At 68.3% G+C, this 15,052-nt stretch carries 17 protein-coding genes and 1 tRNA gene; all 18 read left to right on the top strand.

Annotation, left to right across the window (positions count from 1 at the left end):
• Positions 1-62 precede the first annotated feature (62 nt).
• The 18 genes from iscR to EOE66_RS13915 all read left to right on the top strand — a co-directional run bounded on the left by iscR (position 63) and on the right by EOE66_RS13915 (position 15,050).
• Positions 63-596, top strand: coding sequence for a Fe-S cluster assembly transcriptional regulator IscR (iscR, locus tag EOE66_RS13830; RefSeq protein ID WP_128229324.1), 534 nt, complete (start codon positions 63-65; stop codon positions 594-596).
• Between the two features lie 21 nt (positions 597-617).
• Positions 618-1,832: an IscS subfamily cysteine desulfurase gene (locus EOE66_RS13835; RefSeq protein ID WP_128229325.1), complete on the top strand. Its 1,215-nt coding sequence runs from the start codon at positions 618-620 to the stop codon at positions 1,830-1,832.
• A 34-nt stretch (positions 1,833-1,866) separates the two neighbouring features.
• The gene (iscU, locus tag EOE66_RS13840) at positions 1,867-2,277 is read left to right on the top strand and encodes a Fe-S cluster assembly scaffold IscU (RefSeq protein ID WP_128229326.1); all 411 of its coding nucleotides are present in this window, start codon (positions 1,867-1,869) and stop codon (positions 2,275-2,277) included.
• A gap of 12 nt (positions 2,278-2,289) precedes the next feature.
• Entirely contained in the window at positions 2,290-2,613 is a 324-nt protein-coding gene (iscA, locus tag EOE66_RS13845) for an iron-sulfur cluster assembly protein IscA (RefSeq protein ID WP_128229327.1), read from the top strand.
• A 66-nt stretch (positions 2,614-2,679) separates the two neighbouring features.
• Entirely contained in the window at positions 2,680-3,204 is a 525-nt protein-coding gene (gene hscB, locus EOE66_RS13850; protein ID WP_128229328.1) for a Fe-S protein assembly co-chaperone HscB, read from the top strand.
• A gap of 46 nt (positions 3,205-3,250) precedes the next feature.
• Positions 3,251-5,110 carry a Fe-S protein assembly chaperone HscA gene (gene hscA, locus EOE66_RS13855; protein WP_128229329.1) on the top strand — a complete coding sequence of 620 codons (1,860 nt, stop codon included), beginning with the start codon at positions 3,251-3,253 and terminating at the stop codon, positions 5,108-5,110.
• A gap of 18 nt (positions 5,111-5,128) precedes the next feature.
• Complete coding sequence (gene fdx, locus EOE66_RS13860; protein ID WP_128229330.1) at positions 5,129-5,467, top strand: ISC system 2Fe-2S type ferredoxin; 339 nt, start codon at positions 5,129-5,131, stop codon at positions 5,465-5,467.
• A gap of 213 nt (positions 5,468-5,680) precedes the next feature.
• Positions 5,681-6,724, top strand: a complete 1,044-nt coding sequence (gene tsaD, locus EOE66_RS13865; RefSeq protein ID WP_128229331.1) for a tRNA (adenosine(37)-N6)-threonylcarbamoyltransferase complex transferase subunit TsaD — start codon at positions 5,681-5,683, stop codon at positions 6,722-6,724.
• A 186-nt stretch (positions 6,725-6,910) separates the two neighbouring features.
• On the top strand, positions 6,911-7,180 hold the full coding sequence (gene rpsO / locus EOE66_RS13870; protein WP_054137994.1) for a 30S ribosomal protein S15: 270 nt from the start codon (positions 6,911-6,913) through the stop codon (positions 7,178-7,180).
• A 160-nt stretch (positions 7,181-7,340) separates the two neighbouring features.
• On the top strand, positions 7,341-9,647 hold the full coding sequence (pnp, locus tag EOE66_RS13875) for a polyribonucleotide nucleotidyltransferase (RefSeq protein ID WP_128229332.1): 2,307 nt from the start codon (positions 7,341-7,343) through the stop codon (positions 9,645-9,647).
• Between the two features lie 28 nt (positions 9,648-9,675).
• A complete protein-coding gene (locus EOE66_RS13880; protein WP_128229333.1) occupies positions 9,676-10,665 on the top strand; it encodes an NAD(P)H-quinone oxidoreductase in 990 nt (329 codons plus the stop codon).
• Between the two features lie 12 nt (positions 10,666-10,677).
• Positions 10,678-11,436 (top strand): triose-phosphate isomerase, encoded by a 759-nt coding sequence (gene tpiA / locus EOE66_RS13885; protein WP_128229334.1) that lies wholly within the window; start codon positions 10,678-10,680, stop codon positions 11,434-11,436.
• A gap of 24 nt (positions 11,437-11,460) precedes the next feature.
• A complete protein-coding gene (gene secG / locus EOE66_RS13890; protein ID WP_128229335.1) occupies positions 11,461-11,868 on the top strand; it encodes a preprotein translocase subunit SecG in 408 nt (135 codons plus the stop codon).
• Positions 11,869-11,972: 104 nt separating this feature from the next.
• Positions 11,973-12,057, top strand: a tRNA-Leu gene (locus EOE66_RS13895).
• 191 nt (positions 12,058-12,248) lie between these two features.
• Positions 12,249-12,608, top strand: a complete 360-nt coding sequence (locus tag EOE66_RS13900) for an NADH-quinone oxidoreductase subunit A (RefSeq protein ID WP_054137989.1) — start codon at positions 12,249-12,251, stop codon at positions 12,606-12,608.
• Positions 12,609-12,647: 39 nt separating this feature from the next.
• Positions 12,648-13,124: a NuoB/complex I 20 kDa subunit family protein gene (locus EOE66_RS13905; protein ID WP_128229336.1), complete on the top strand. Its 477-nt coding sequence runs from the start codon at positions 12,648-12,650 to the stop codon at positions 13,122-13,124.
• A 52-nt stretch (positions 13,125-13,176) separates the two neighbouring features.
• On the top strand, positions 13,177-13,779 hold the full coding sequence (locus EOE66_RS13910) for an NADH-quinone oxidoreductase subunit C (protein WP_128229337.1): 603 nt from the start codon (positions 13,177-13,179) through the stop codon (positions 13,777-13,779).
• Between the two features lie 17 nt (positions 13,780-13,796).
• On the top strand, positions 13,797-15,050 hold the full coding sequence (locus tag EOE66_RS13915; protein ID WP_128229338.1) for an NADH-quinone oxidoreductase subunit D: 1,254 nt from the start codon (positions 13,797-13,799) through the stop codon (positions 15,048-15,050).
• Positions 15,051-15,052: the final 2 nt, after the last annotated feature.

Genomic DNA, 15,052 nt, shown 5'->3' on the forward strand with positions numbered 1-15,052 from the left:
TGCCCTGTGCGCCGGCCGACCGACACCGCAGCCTTGGCGCCCCGTGCGCCTGGAGAACCCTGATGCGACTCACCACCAAGGGCCGTTTTGCCGTCACCGCCATGATCGACCTGGCCCTGCGCTCCAACGCAGGCCCGGTGGCGCTGGCCGCGATCAGCCAGCGCCAGCAGATCTCGCTGTCCTACCTGGAGCAGCTGTTCGGCAAGCTGCGCCGCCACGAACTGGTGGAAAGCACCCGCGGCCCCGGCGGCGGCTACTCGCTGGGCCGCGCCGCCGGCGAGATCACCGTCGCGGACATCATCGTGGCGGTGGACGAGCCCATCGACGCCACCGGCTGCGCCGGCAAGGAAGGCTGCATGGGCGAAGACAGCGGCAAGTGCATGACGCACGACCTCTGGGCCAGCCTGAACACCAAGATGATCGAGTACCTCGATTCCATCTCGCTGCAGAAGCTGGTGGACGAGCAGCTGGCCAAGGGCGTCTCCATCGACGCTGCCCCCATCAAGCGCGCCATCAGCAGCGTGCCGGTGGTCAAGCCCATCAAGGTGACGGCCCCGAATTCGGTGTTTGCCCTCGGCACCGCCCTGACGAAGTAACCCCAGCGACGAGCCCCTGCGATGACCCCGCATTTCCCGATCTACCTCGACTACGGCGCCACCACCCCCTGCGACCCGCGCGTCGTCGACGCCATGATTCCCTGGTTGCGCGAACATTTCGGCAACCCTGCCAGCCGCAGCCACGCCTGGGGCTGGGAGGCCGAAGCCGCCGTCGAGAAGGCGCGCGGCCAGGTCGCCAGCCTGATCAATGCCGACCCGCGCGAGATCGTCTGGACCAGCGGCGCCACCGAGTCCATCAACCTCGCCATCAAGGGCGCGGCGCACTTCTACGCCAGCCGCGGCAAGCACCTCATCACGCTGAAGACCGAGCACAAGGCCACGCTGGACACCATGCGCGAGCTGGAGCGCCAGGGCTTCGAGGTGAGCTACCTCGACGTGCAGGAGAACGGCCTGCTCGACCTGGACAAGTTCAAGGACACGCTGCGCAAGGACACCATCCTCGTCTCGGTGCTGATGGTGAACAACGAGATCGGCGTCATCCAGGACATCCCGGCGATTGGCGCGATGTGCCGTGAGCGCGGCATCGTCTTCCACGTCGACGGCGCCCAGGCCACGGGCAAGGTGGCCATCGACATGAACGCGCTGCCCATCGACCTGTTCAGCATGTCGGCGCACAAGACCTACGGGCCCAAGGGCCAGGGCGCCCTGTACGTGCGCCGCAAGCCCCGTGTGCGCCTGGAAGCGCAGATGCACGGCGGTGGCCACGAGCGCGGCATGCGCAGCGGCACGCTGCCCACGCACCAGATCGTGGGCATGGGCGAGGCCTTCGCCATCGCGCAGGCCGAGATGCCGGCCGAGCTGGAACGCATCCGCGGCCTGCAGCAGCGCCTGCTGGACGGCATCAGCACCATCGAGCAGGTGTTCATCAACGGCGACCTCGAGCGCCGCGTGCCGCACAACCTGAACGCGAGCTTCAACTTCGTGGAGGGCGAGAGCCTGATCATGGGCGTGAAGGGCATCGCCGTGAGTTCGGGCAGCGCCTGCACCAGCGCCAGCCTGGAACCCAGCTACGTGCTGCGCGCCCTGGGCCGCAGCGACGAACTCGCGCACAGCAGCCTGCGCATGACCATCGGCCGCTTCACCACGGCCGAGGAGATCGATTACGCCGTCAGCACGCTGCAGGCCAACGTGGGCAAGCTGCGCGACCTCTCGCCCTTGTGGGAGATGTTCAAGGACGGCGTCGACCTCAGCACCATCCAGTGGGCGGCGCACTGAAGCACGCCCGCAGAACAACCAAGGAGTACACACCATGGCCTACAGCGAAAAAGTCGTTGAGCACTACGAGAACCCCCGCAACGTCGGCAGCTTCGACAAGGGCGACGACACGGTCGGCACCGGCATGGTCGGCGCACCGGCCTGCGGCGACGTGATGAAGCTGCAGATCAAGGTCAACCCCGAAACCGGCCTCATCGAGGACGCGCGCTTCAAGACCTACGGCTGCGGCTCGGCCATCGCCTCCAGCTCGCTCGTCACAGAGTGGGTCAAGGGCAAGACCCTGGACGAGGCCGTGGCGATCAAGAACACGCAGATCGCCGAAGAGCTGGCGCTGCCGCCGGTGAAGATCCACTGCAGCATCCTGGCCGAAGACGCCATCAAGGCCGCCGTGGACGACTACAAATCGCGGCACGGCCAGGCCACGGGCACGGCTGCATCGCACTGAAGCAGTCTGGAAATGGCAGTCACCCTGACCGAAGCCGCCGCGCGGCACGTCACACGCTACCTGGGCCGCCGCGGCAAGGGCGTGGGCGTGCGCCTGGGCGTGAAGACCACGGGCTGCTCGGGCCTGGCCTACAAGCTCGAGTACGCCGACGACGTGGCGCCTGAAGACGTGATCTTCGAAGACCACGGCGTGAAGGTGCTGATCGACCCGAAGAGCCTGCCCTACCTCGACGGCACCGAACTCGACTTTGTGCGCGAAGGCCTGAACGAAGGCTTCAAGTTCCACAACCCGCGCGAGAAAGACCGCTGCGGCTGCGGCGAGTCCTTCCGGGTCTAGACCTTTCCAGAGCCCTCAGGCAACGGGCGCGGCCGACCAGCCGCGCCTTGCCGTTTCATGCGAGCCATGCACCTCAGCGACGATCACTTCACGCTCTTCGGCCTGCCGCCGCGGCAGGCCCTGGACCGTGCCGATCTCGACGCGCGCCGCCGCGAGCTGCAGGCCCAGGTGCACCCCGATCGCTTCGCGCACGAGGGCGCGGCTGCGCAGCGCCTGGCCATGCAGTGGGCGGTGCGTGTCAACGAGGCCTACGCCTGCCTGAAGGACCCGCTGAGCCGCGCCGCCTACCTGTGCGAGCTGCGCGGCGTGGCCATCGACGCCGAGCGCAACACCGCGATGCCCGGCGCCTTCCTGATGCAGCAGATGGCCTGGCGCGAGGCGCTGGACGACGCTGCCGACGCGCCCGCCGTCGAGCGCCTGGACGCCGAGGTGGCCGCGCAGCAGAAGCGTGACCTCGAGGCCCTGGCCGTGCTGCTGGACGAGAAGAACGACACCCCGGCCTCCGCGGCGCAGGTGCGCGCGCTGATGTTCGTGGCGCGCTTCCGCCAGGACATCGCCCGCCGCCTCGACACCCTGGACCCGACCCGCTGAGCGCCTCGCGCGCCGCCCGAAGAGAAGCCTGAAAAGAAGAACACCGATGGCCCTGCTACAGATCTCCGAACCCGGCCAGGCGCCGGACCCGCACCAGCGCCGCATCGCCGTGGGCATCGACCTCGGCACCACGCACTCGCTGGTGGCGGCCGTGCGCCACGGCGTGGCTGATTGCCTGCCCGATGCCCAGGGCCGGCTGCTGCTGCCCTCGGCCGTGCGCTACCTGCCTGGCGGCCGGCGGCAGATCGGCGCCGAGGCGCTGGCTGCGCAGGCCGAAGACCCGGAGAACACGCTGGTCTCCGTCAAGCGTTTCATGGGCCGCAAGCTGGCCGACGTGGCCGGCACCGAGAAGCTGCCCTACCGCTTCGTCGATGGCGCCGGCATGCTGGCCATCAGCACGCGCGAGGGCGACAAGTCGCCGGTGGAAGTCAGCGCCGAGATCCTGGCCGCGCTGCGCCAACGTGCTGAAGACACCTTCGACACCGACGAGATCTTCGGCGCCGTCATCACGGTGCCGGCCTACTTCGACGACGCGCAGCGCCAGGCCACGAAAGACGCCGCGCAACTCGCCGGCCTGAACGTGCTGCGCCTGATCAGCGAGCCCACGGCCGCGGCCGTGGCCTACGGGCTGGACAACGCCAGCGAGGGCCTCTACGCCGTCTACGACCTGGGCGGCGGCACCTTCGACATCAGCCTGCTGCGCCTGACGCGCGGCGTCTTCGAGGTGGTGGCCACGGGCGGCGATGCGGCGCTGGGCGGTGACGACATCGACCACGCCTTGGCCGACTGGGCCCTGGCCCAGGCCGGCGTACGCGCCGACAGCCCGCACGACAAGCGCGCTGCGCTGGTGGCCGCCCGGGCCGCCAAGGAAGCGCTGAGCAGCACCGACAGCACGCCCTGGCGCGCTGAGCTGGCCGGCGGCACCGCCGAAGTGGCCGTGAGCCGCGCGCAACTGGAAGCGCTGGCGCGCCCGCTGATCGACCGCACGCTGGCCGCCGTGCGCAAGGTGCTGCGCGACGCGCAGGTGGCGCGCGACGAGGTGCAGGGCGTGGTGATGGTGGGTGGCAGCACGCGCATGCCGGCCGTGCGCCATGCCGTGAGCGAGCTGTTCGGCCGCGAAGTGTTGACCAACGTGAACCCCGACGAGGTGGTGGCCATCGGCGCCGCCATCCAGGCCAATGCGCTGGCTGGCAATGCGCAAGATGGCGAGCTTCTGTTGCTCGACGTCATCGCGCTGAGCCTGGGCCTGGAGACCATGGGCGGCCTGGTCGAGCGCGTGATCGAGCGCAACACCACCATCCCTGTGGCCAAGGCGCAGGAATTCACCACCTTCAAGGACGGCCAGACCGCGATGGCCATCCACGTGCTGCAGGGCGAACGCGATCTGGTCAGCGAGTGCCGCAGCCTGGCGCGCTTCGAACTGCGCGGCATCCCGCCCCTGGTGGCCGGCGCGGCGCGCATCCGCGTGACCTTCCAGGTCGATGCCGATGGCCTGCTGAGCGTCAGCGCCCGCGAACTCACCAGTGGCGTGGAAGCCGCCGTCACCGTCAAGCCGAGTTACGGCCTGGCCGACGACCAGATCGCGCAGATGCTGAAAGACGGCTTCGCCCACGCCGAGGGCGACATGGCCGCACGCAAGCTGCGCGAGGCGCGTGTGGAGGCCGAACGCATGGTGCTGGCCACCCGCGCCGCACTGGCGGCCGATGGCGCGCTGCTGAACGGGGCCGAACGCCAGGCCGTGGAGGCCTTGATCGCCGCCACCGCGCAGGCCGCCCAAGGCGACAACGCCGACACCATCGAAGCCGCCGTGGAAGCCCTGGCCGAGGGCACCGAAGCCTTCGCCGCCGCCCGCATGAACCAAGGCATCCGCCAGGCCCTGGCCGGGCGCAGCCTCGACGACATCTGACCCGATCCAGCCGCCGCCATGCCCGTCATCCGCATCCTGCCCCACGCCACGCTTTGCCCCGAAGGTGGCAGCATCCAGGCGCCAGCCGGCACCTCGCTGTGCGAAGCCTTGCTCGAAAACGGCATCGCCATCGAACACGCCTGCGACATGAGCAGCGCCTGCACCACCTGCCACGTGGTGGTGAAGGAAGGCTTCAATTCGCTGGGCGAGATGGACGAAAGCGAAGAAGACCTGCTCGACCGCGCCTGGGGCCTGGCGCCCACCTCGCGCCTGAGCTGTCAGGCCATCCTGTCGAACCAGGACGTGACGATCGAGATCCCGAAGTACACGATCAACCACGCCCGCGAAAACCACTGAGCGCCCGCTTGCGGCGCGGTGGCGCACCAAGGACGTACGGCGCCTGGGGCTGCTGCACCAAAAAAAGAACCCCCTCGGCTTGCGCCGAGGAGGTTGGACCAGGGCTCATGCCCCTGCTGAGGAGATAGACAGACACTCGAAAGTGCCGAGCAGGCTTACGCAAGCCCTGTGCCAGCGTTTCTGCCGTTCGCCGAGTTGCTGCCCGCCCCCGCCATGAAAGTCCTGGGTTTCGAGTCTTCCTGCGACGAAACGGGCGTGGCCCTGGTCGAAACCCGCCCGGGCGGCGTACCGCGCCTGCTGGCCGAGGCGCTGTACAGCCAGGTCGACATGCACGCGGCCTATGGGGGCGTGGTGCCGGAACTGGCCTCCCGCGACCACATCCGTCGCGTGCTGCCTTTGGCGCGCCAGGTGATGGCGCAGGCCGGCTTCGGCCTGGCTGAGGTGGACCTGATCGCCTACACCCGCGGGCCGGGCCTGGCCGGTGCGCTACTGGTCGGCGCGGGGGTGGCGGTGGCGCTGGCCGCGGCGCTGGGCAAACCGGCCTTGGGCATCCACCACCTCGAAGGCCACCTGCTGTCACCCTTTCTCGCCACGGCGGAAGAGGGCGGGGCGCCCGAGTTTCCCTTCATCGCGCTGCTGGTCTCGGGTGGCCACACGCAGCTGATGCAGGTGGAGGGCGTAGGCCGCTACACGCTGCTGGGCGAAACCATCGACGACGCCGCTGGTGAAGCCTTCGACAAGAGCGCCAAGCTGATGGGACTGGGCTACCCCGGCGGGCCGGCGCTTTCTCGGCTGGCCGAAGGCGGCAACCCGGCAGCCTTTGCGCTACCGCGGCCGCTGCTGCACAGCGGCGATCTCGATTTCAGCTTTGCCGGCCTGAAGACGGCTGTGATGACGCAGCACCGCAAGCTGGGCCCCGCCCCTGGGCCGCAGCCGCTGGCCGACCTGGCCGCCAGCACGCAGGCGGCCATTGTGGACGTGCTGGTGGCCAAGGCGCTCAAGGCTTTGAAGACGACTGGCGCGCGGCGGCTGGTCGTGGCTGGCGGCGTGGGTGCCAACCGGCGCCTGCGGGAGCAGCTCAATGCCGGGGCGGCCCGGCTGCGCGCCCGGGTGCACTACCCGCCGCTGGCGCTGTGCACCGACAACGGCGCCATGATCGCCCTGGCCGCCGCGCTGCGCCTGCAGCACGGCCTGGCCGAAGGGCAGACCGAGGGCGCCTTCGACGTGCGGCCCCGCTGGCCGCTGGACGCGATCTAGGCTGGTGCGGGTGACGCGCCGCCGCCGCGCTATACTCAGCGGTTCCTCAGCGCCGGCGTGCCGGCAAAGCGGAAAGCACGGCACCGGTCGGTTTCACTGGTGTCCGCAAGTCCAACCCGGAAACCGCAGGCGCCTCTTGCCATGGGTGCCACCGTGCGGTTTCCAAGCAAAAACCAAGGAAATCGCATGACCCTCGCCACCGCCCTGAAGGCCGACATCGTCAAGGCCAACGCCCGCGGCGCCGCCGACACCGGCAGCCCCGAAGTGCAGGTCGCCCTGCTGACCGCGCGCATCAACGAACTGACGCCGCACTTCAAGCTGCACGCCAAAGACCACCACGGCCGCCGCGGCCTGCTGAAGATGGTCAACGCGCGCAAGCGTCTGCTGGCCTACCTGAAGGACCGCGACGCCGACCGCTACACCGCGCTGATCGCCAAGCTCGGCCTGCGCAAGTAAGTTCTCCCCGCACGGGGCCGACCGGTTCGGCCCCGTGTTCCATCCGCTCGAACCTGAGCCAACACCGGGCCGCATTTGCTGTGTCATTCCAACGGCACCCCCTTGATGGGTTTCACTGGAATGGCATGACGCTGCCCACCTTCACGCAAGGAAACAACGCATGAGCCTGTTCAACAAAGTCACCAAGACCTTCACCTGGGGTCAGCACACCGTCACGCTGGAAACCGGCGAGATCGCGCGCCAGAGCAGCGGCGCCGTCATGGTCAGCATGGACGACACCGTGGTGCTCGCCACCGTGGTGGCCAAGACCGAAGCCAAGCCGGGCCAGGACTTCTTCCCGCTGACCGTCGACTACATCGAGAAGACCTACGCCGCCGGCAAGATCCCCGGCAGCTTCTTCAAGCGCGAAGGCCGCCCGAGCGAACTGGAAACGCTGACCAGCCGCCTGATCGACCGCCCGATCCGCCCGCTCTTCCCCGAAGGCTTCTTCAACGAAGTGCAGGTCGTCGTGCACGTGCTGAGCCTGAACCCCGAGGTGCAGGCCGACATCGCCGCCATGATCGGCACCAGCGCCGCGCTGGCGATTAGCGGCATCCCGTTCAATGGCCCCATCGGCGCCGCCCGCGTGGGCTATGTGAACGGCGAGTACGTGCTGAACCCGGGCCAGACGCAACTGGCCGACAGCAAGATGGAACTGGTCGTGGCCGGTACCGAAGCCGCCGTGCTGATGGTGGAATCAGAAGCCGACCAGCTGTCTGAAGAAATCATGCTGGGCGCCGTGGTCTTCGGCCACCAGCAGGGCCTGGTGGCCATCAACGCCATCAACGAGCTGGTGCGTGAAGCCGGCAAGCCCGAGTGGAAGTGGGAAGCGCCGGCCAAGAACGAGCCCTTCATCGCCAAGGTCACCGAGCTGGCCGAAGGCCCGTTGCGCGCCGCCTACCAGATCCGCAGCAAGCAGGCCCGCACCCAGGCTTGCCGTGAAGTCACGGCCAACGTGCTGGCGGCCCTGAAGGCCGAAGGCGTCGAGTTCGACAAGGTCGAGGTCGAAGGCCTGCTGTTCGAGATCGAAGCCCGCATCGTGCGCGGCCAGATCCTGGCCGGCGAGCCGCGCATCGACGGCCGCGACACGCGCACCGTGCGCGCCATCGAGATCCGCTCGGGCGTGCTGCCGCGCACCCACGGCTCGGCGCTGTTCACCCGCGGCGAGACGCAGGCCCTGGTGGCCGCCACGCTGGGGACCGAGCGCGACGCGCAGCGCATCGACGCGCTGGCCGGCGATTTCGAAGACCGCTTCATGCTGCACTACAACATGCCCCCCTTCGCCACCGGCGAAACGGGTCGTGTGGGCAGCCCGAAGCGCCGCGAGATCGGCCACGGCCGCCTGGCCAAGCGCGCGCTCGTCGCCGTGCTGCCGAGCAAGGAAGACTTCCCCTACACGCTGCGCGTGGTGAGCGAGATCACCGAGAGCAACGGCTCCTCGTCGATGGCTTCGGTCTGCGGCGGCTGCCTGTCGCTGCTGGACGCCGGCGTGCCGCTGAAGGCGCACGTGGCCGGCATCGCCATGGGCCTGATCAAGGAAGGCAACCGCTTCGCGGTTCTGACCGACATCCTGGGTGACGAAGATCACCTCGGCGACATGGACTTCAAGGTGGCCGGCACCACCGCGGGCATCACCGCCCTGCAGATGGACATCAAGATCCAGGGCATCACCAAGGAGATCATGCAGGTCGCCCTGGCACAGGCCAAGGAAGCGCGCCTGCACATCCTGGCCAAGATGGTGGAAGCCGTCGGCGGTGCCAAGACCGAGGTGAGCCAGTTCGCCCCGCGCCTGTACACGATGAAGATCAACCCGGAGAAGATCCGTGACGTCATCGGCAAGGGCGGCGCCACCATCCGCGCGCTGACCGAGGAAACCGGCTGCACCATCGACATCGGCGAAGACGGCACCATCACCATCGCCAGCACCGACGCCGACAAGGCCGAGTTCGCGAAGAAGCGCATCACCGAGATCACGGCCGAGGCCGAGATCGGCAAGGTCTACGAAGGCCCGGTCACCAAGATCCTGGACTTCGGCGCCCTCGTGAACATCCTGCCCGGCAAGGACGGCCTGCTGCACATCAGCCAGATCGCGCACCAGCGCGTCGAGAAGGTCGAAGACTTCCTCAAGGAAGGCCAGGTCGTGCAGGTGAAGGTGCTGGAGACCGACGAGAAGGGCCGCATCAAGCTGAGCATGAAGGCGCTGATCGAGCGCCCCGAAGGCATGGAAGAGCCGCGCTACGAGCCGCGCGGCGACCGTGGCGACCGCGGCGACCGTGGCCCCCGCCGTGACCGTGACGACCGCCCCCGCCGCGAGCGCAGCGACCGTGACGACCGCCCCCGCCGCGACGCCGCCCCGGCCGAAGGTGGCGAGCAGGGCGCTCCGGTGGCCCAGCCCGTGGCCGACGAAGCGCCCAAGCAGCCCGAGTGAGCCTGAGCGCGGCCCGGGGATGAACGCCATGCGTGCGATCGAGATCCGCCAGCCCGGCGGGCCCGAGGTGCTGGTGCCGTGCGAACGGCCCAGGCCCGAGCCGCGTGCGGGTGAATTGCTGATCGCCGTGCAGGCCTCGGGCGTGAACCGCCCCGATGTGCTGCAGCGCAAGGGCCTCTACCCCATGCCGCCGGGCGTGAGTGACCTGCCGGGCCTGGAAATCGCCGGCACGGTGGCGGGTGGCTCCGCCGAAGACCTGGCTGCGGCCGGCCTGGCGCTGGGCGATGCCGTCTGCGCGCTGGTGGCCGGTGGCGGCTACGCCGAGTTCTGCGTGGCACCCGTGGGCCAGTGCCTGCCGGTGCCTCAGGGCCTGACGATGGTGCAGGCCGCCAGCCTGCCCGAGACCTTCTTCACCGTCTGGCAGAACGTCTTCCACATCGCGCGGCTGCAGGCTGGCGAAACGCTGCTGGTGCAAGGCGGCAGCAGCGGCATCGGCGTGACGGCGCTGCAACTGGCCAAGGCCTGGGGCTGCCAGGTCATCGTCACCGCGGGCAGCGATGAGAAGTGCGCCGCCTGCGTGGCGCTGGGCGCCGACCACGCCATCAACTACCGCACGCAGGACTTCGTTGCCGAGACCAAGCGCCTGACGGGTGGCAAGGGCGCCGATGTGGTGCTCGACATGGTGGCCGGCGAGTACATCGGCCGCGAACTGCAATGCATGGCCGATGACGGCCGCCTGGCGCTGATCGCGGTGCAGGGCGGCACGGCCAGCGCCATCGACGCCGGCCTCGTGCTGCGCAAGCGCTTGAGCCTCGTGGGTTCGACGCTGCGCCCGCGTTCGGTGGCCTACAAGACCGAGCTCGCGTCGGCCCTGAAGGCCCGCGTGTGGCCCCTGATCGAAAGCGGCCGCGTGAAGCCCGTGATCCACCAGGTGTTCCCGGCCGCGAAGGCGGCCGAGGCGCACGCGCTGATGGAATCGAGCACGCACGTCGGCAAGATCGTTCTCACCTGGACCTGAAGGAGCAGCCGCATGCGACGCACGCTCGTGGTGGGCAACTGGAAGATGCACGGCAGCCGTCCGGCCAACGCCGAACTGCTGGCCGGCCTGCTGGCCGCGCGGCCCTACACGGCCGATGTGGCGGTGTGCGTGCCGGCCGTGTTCCTGACCGAAACCGCGGCCACGCTGGCCGGCAGCGACATCCGCTGGGGCGCGCAAGACGTCTCGGCCCACGAGCAGGGCGCCTACACCGGTGAAATCTCCGCCGGCATGCTTCACGAGTGCGGCTGCCGCTACGCCATCGTCGGCCACAGCGAGCGCCGTGCCTACCACGCCGAAAGCGATGCGCTCGTGGCGCAGAAGGCCCAGGCCGCCTTGGCCCGGGGCGTGACGCCCATCGTCTGCGTGGGCGAGACGCTGGCCGAGCGTGAAGCCGGCCAGACCGAGGTGGTGGTCAAGCGCCAGCTCTCGGCCGTCATCCACCAGCTGGCGCACTGTGCCGCCGAGATGGTGGTGGCCTACGAACCCGTGTGGGCCATCGGCACCGGCCGCACCGCCAGCCCCGAGCAGGCGCAGGCCGTGCACGCCGTGCTGCGGGCGCAGCTGCAGGCGGCCACGGGGCGCGCCGACACCATGAAGATCCTCTACGGCGGCAGCGTCAAGCCCGACAACGCGGCCACGCTCTTCGCCCAGCCCGACATCGACGGCGGGCTCATCGGCGGCGCCGCATTGAAGGCCGCCGACTTCATCGCCATCTGCCGTGCCGCCCCTGCGCGCGCCGGCACCTCTTGATTCGATTCCCGGAGTTTTTTCATCATGCAAATCTGGATGACGCTGGTCCTGGCCGTGCAACTGCTGTCGGCCCTGGCCATGATCGGCCTGGTGCTGATCCAGCACGGCAAGGGCGCCGACATGGGCGCCTCGTTCGGCGGCGGCGCCTCGGGCAGCCTCTTCGGAGCCACCGGCAGCGCCAACTTCCTCTCTCGCTCCACGGCGGCCCTGGCCACCGTGTTCTTCGTCTGCACGCTGGCGCTGGCTTTCATGAGCAACGCCAACAGCCAGCGCGGCGTGGGCCCGGCCGGCGGCGGCAGCAGCGTGCTCGACCGCCCTGCCGGCGCCGCCAGCGCACCGGCCACCGGTGCCATTCCGGCGGCTGCGCCTGCGGCGATTCCGACCCCAGCACAAGCGCCCGCGTCTGTGCCGGCTGCCGCAGCATCCAAGTAGGTTTCTCCTCGGAAACCCCCGGTTTTGGGGCTAGAATCTGAGGCTGTTCGGAACGCAATGACCTCCAGCGTTCCGGGCCCACTGCGAATTGGATTTGACGTCGTGCCGACGTGGTGAAATTGGTAGACACGCTATCTTGAGGGGGTAGTGGCGAAAGCTGTGCGAGTTCGAGTCTCGCCGTCGGCACCAACATCAGCGAAGTGGTGGTTCTCGGCCCGGTGCCGGCGAGCCGCCCCAACGGTTCCAAGGCAGTGCACTGCGCTTGAATGGGATCGAACATCTGAACTCAGGCGCGCCCGGCGCCGTTGCACTGCAGCGGCTTTCGAGGCGCGCTTTTTTGTGGCCTCACGGCCGCTGACCTGTAGCACCGCTGTCGCCGTATGGAACTGCAACCCTACCTGCCCGTCATCCTGTTCATCCTGGTGGGTGTGGCGGTCGGGGTGGCCCCGCAGGTGCTCGGTTTCATCTTCGGCCCCAACCGGCCCGACGTCGAGAAGAACAGCCCCTACGAGTGCGGCTTCGAGGCCTTCGAAGACGCCCGCATGAAGTTCGACGTGCGCTACTACCTGGTGGCCATCCTCTTCATCCTGTTCGATCTCGAGATCGCCTTCCTCTTCCCTTGGGCGGTGGCTTTGCGTGACATCGGGGCGTCAGGCTTCTGGGCCATGATGATCTTTCTCGCCATCCTGGTCGTGGGCTTTGTCTACGAGTGGAAAAAGGGCGCGCTGGATTGGGAATGAACGCGACCGTCCTGGGCCGCCTGCTGGAGCAGTAAACACATGGGTATCGAAGGCGTTCTGAAGGAAGGCTTCGTCACCACCTCGGTCGACACGCTGATCAACTGGTCGAAAACCGGCTCGCTCTGGCCGATGACCTTCGGCCTGGCCTGCTGTGCCGTGGAAATGATGCATGCGGGTGCCGCCCGCTACGACATCGACCGGTTCGGCATGCTCTTCCGCCCCAGCCCGCGGCAGAGCGACCTGATGATCGTGGCCGGCACGCTGTGCAACAAGATGGCGCCAGCGCTGCGCAAGGTGTACGACCAGATGGCCGAGCCGCGCTGGGTGCTGAGCATGGGCTCGTGCGCCAACGGTGGTGGCTACTACCACTACAGCTACAGCGTGGTGCGGGGCTGCGACCGCATCGTGCCGGTGGACGTCTACGTGCCGGGCTGCCCGCCCACGGCCGAAGCGCTGCTCTACGGCATCCTGCAGCTGCAGGCCAAGATCCGCTGCGAAAACACCATCGCACGTTGACCGTGCCCTTACACGCCTACACGCCTACACGCGCTAACCGGGGCCGTTGTCCATGACCCAGAAGCTCGACACCCTTGAGGCAGCACTGCAGGCGGCCTTCGGCGACACGCTGAAGTCCACCGTGCGCGCCTTGGGCGAGATCACCCTCACCGTGCCCGCGGCTGCCTACGCGGCCACCATGCTGCGCCTGCGCGGCGACCCCACGCTGAAGTTTGAGCAGCTCATCGACCTGTGTGGCGTCGACTACAGCGACTACAAGAACCAGCCCTGGGACGGCCCGCGTTATGCCGTGGTGTCGCACCTGCTGTCGGTCACGCACAACTGGCGCGTGCGCGTGCGCGCCTTCGCGCCCGATGACGACCTGCCGGCACTGCCTTCGGTCAACGAAATCTGGAGCTCGGCCAACTGGTTCGAGCGTGAGGCCTTCGACCTCTACGGCATCATTTTCGAGGGCCACCTCGACCTGCGCCGCATCCTCACCGACTACGGCTTCATCGGCCACCCGATGCGCAAGGACTTCCCCGTCACGGGCAACGTCGAGATGCGCTACGACGCCGAGAAGAAGCGCGTCATCTACCAGCCGGTGACGGTGGAGCCCCGCGAGGTCGTGCCGCGCGTGGTGCGTGAAGACAACTACGGTGGCTTGACGCACTGACCGGCCCTGAACGCACCATGGCAGAGATCAAGAACTACACCCTGAACTTCGGCCCGCAGCACCCGGCCGCGCACGGCGTGCTGCGCCTTGTGCTGGAGCTGGATGGCGAAGTCATCCAACGTGCCGACCCGCACATCGGCCTGCTTCACCGCGCCACCGAGAAGCTGGCCGAGCAGAAGACCTACATCCAGAGCCTGCCCTACATGGACCGGCTGGATTACGTCTCGATGATGTGCAACGAGCACGCCTACTGCCTGGCCATCGAGAAGCTGATGGGCATCGAGGTGCCCGAACGAGCCCAGTACATCCGCGTGATGTTCAGCGAGCTCACGCGCCTGCTGAACCACCTGCTGTGGCTGGGCTGCCACGGGCTGGACTGCGGTGCGATGAACATCCTCATCTACTGCTTCCGCGAGCGCGAAGACATCTTCGACATGTACGAGGCCGTGAGCGGCGCGCGCATGCACGCCGCCTACTTCCGCCCGGGCGGCGTGTACCGCGACCTGCCCGAGCAGATGCCGCAGTACAAGGTCTCGCGCATCAAGAACGAGAAGGCCATCAAGGCCCTCAACGAGAACCGCCAGGGCAGCCTGCTCGACTTCATCGAAGACTTCTGCGCGCGTTTCCCGAAGAACGTCGACGACTACGAGACCCTGCTCACCGACAACCGCATCTGGAAGCAGCGCACGGTGGGCGTGGGCGTGGTCAGCCCCGAGCGCGCGCTGAGCCTGGGCTTCACGGGCGCCATGCTGCGCGGCAGCGGCATCGCCTGGGACCTGCGCAAGAAGCAGCCCTACGACGTCTACGACCGCATGGACTTCGACGTGCCCGTGGGTGTGAATGGCGACACCTACGACCGCTACCTCGTGCGCGTGGAAGAGATGCGCCAGAGCAACCGCATCGTGCAGCAGTGCGTGAAGTGGCTGAAGGCCAACCCCGGCCCGGTGATCACCGACAACCACAAGGTGGCGCCGCCCGCGCGCGTGGACATGAAGTCCAACATGGAAGAGCTGATCCACCACTTCAAGCTCTTCACCGAAGGCATGCACGTGCCCGAGGGCGAGGCCTACGCCGCGGTGGAACACCCCAAGGGCGAGTTCGGCATCTACCTGGTGAGCGACGGTGCGAACAAGCCCTACCGCCTGAAGATCCGCGCCCCCGGCTTCCCGCACCTGGCCGCGCTGGATGAGATGGCGCGCGGCCACATGATCGCCGACGCCGTGGCGATCATCGGCACCATGGACATCGTGTTCGGCGAGATCGACCGCTGAAC

This window comes from Rubrivivax rivuli, from assembly GCF_004016505.1.
GTDB classification, from domain to species: Bacteria; Pseudomonadota; Gammaproteobacteria; order Burkholderiales; family Burkholderiaceae_C; genus Rubrivivax; species Rubrivivax rivuli.

What these genes read in the sequence shown, in the direction of transcription:
- EOE66_RS13905 (WP_128229336.1), top strand. Translation starts at nt 12,648, where the DNA reads ATGGGTATCGAAGGCGTTCTGAAGGAAGGCTTCGTCACCACCTCGGTC.
- pnp (WP_128229332.1), top strand. Translation starts at nt 7,341, where the DNA reads ATGAGCCTGTTCAACAAAGTCACCAAGACCTTCACCTGGGGTCAGCAC.
- EOE66_RS13915 (WP_128229338.1), top strand. Translation starts at nt 13,797, where the DNA reads ATGGCAGAGATCAAGAACTACACCCTGAACTTCGGCCCGCAGCACCCG.
- hscB (WP_128229328.1), top strand. Translation starts at nt 2,680, where the DNA reads ATGCACCTCAGCGACGATCACTTCACGCTCTTCGGCCTGCCGCCGCGG.
- tpiA (WP_128229334.1), top strand. Translation starts at nt 10,678, where the DNA reads ATGCGACGCACGCTCGTGGTGGGCAACTGGAAGATGCACGGCAGCCGT.
- iscU (WP_128229326.1), top strand. Translation starts at nt 1,867, where the DNA reads ATGGCCTACAGCGAAAAAGTCGTTGAGCACTACGAGAACCCCCGCAAC.
- rpsO (WP_054137994.1), top strand. Translation starts at nt 6,911, where the DNA reads ATGACCCTCGCCACCGCCCTGAAGGCCGACATCGTCAAGGCCAACGCC.
- fdx (WP_128229330.1), top strand. Translation starts at nt 5,129, where the DNA reads ATGCCCGTCATCCGCATCCTGCCCCACGCCACGCTTTGCCCCGAAGGT.
- EOE66_RS13880 (WP_128229333.1), top strand. Translation starts at nt 9,676, where the DNA reads ATGCGTGCGATCGAGATCCGCCAGCCCGGCGGGCCCGAGGTGCTGGTG.
- iscR (WP_128229324.1), top strand. Translation starts at nt 63, where the DNA reads ATGCGACTCACCACCAAGGGCCGTTTTGCCGTCACCGCCATGATCGAC.
- tsaD (WP_128229331.1), top strand. Translation starts at nt 5,681, where the DNA reads ATGAAAGTCCTGGGTTTCGAGTCTTCCTGCGACGAAACGGGCGTGGCC.
- EOE66_RS13910 (WP_128229337.1), top strand. Translation starts at nt 13,177, where the DNA reads ATGACCCAGAAGCTCGACACCCTTGAGGCAGCACTGCAGGCGGCCTTC.
- EOE66_RS13900 (WP_054137989.1), top strand. Translation starts at nt 12,249, where the DNA reads ATGGAACTGCAACCCTACCTGCCCGTCATCCTGTTCATCCTGGTGGGT.
- hscA (WP_128229329.1), top strand. Translation starts at nt 3,251, where the DNA reads ATGGCCCTGCTACAGATCTCCGAACCCGGCCAGGCGCCGGACCCGCAC.
- secG (WP_128229335.1), top strand. Translation starts at nt 11,461, where the DNA reads ATGCAAATCTGGATGACGCTGGTCCTGGCCGTGCAACTGCTGTCGGCC.
- iscA (WP_128229327.1), top strand. Translation starts at nt 2,290, where the DNA reads ATGGCAGTCACCCTGACCGAAGCCGCCGCGCGGCACGTCACACGCTAC.
- EOE66_RS13835 (WP_128229325.1), top strand. Translation starts at nt 618, where the DNA reads ATGACCCCGCATTTCCCGATCTACCTCGACTACGGCGCCACCACCCCC.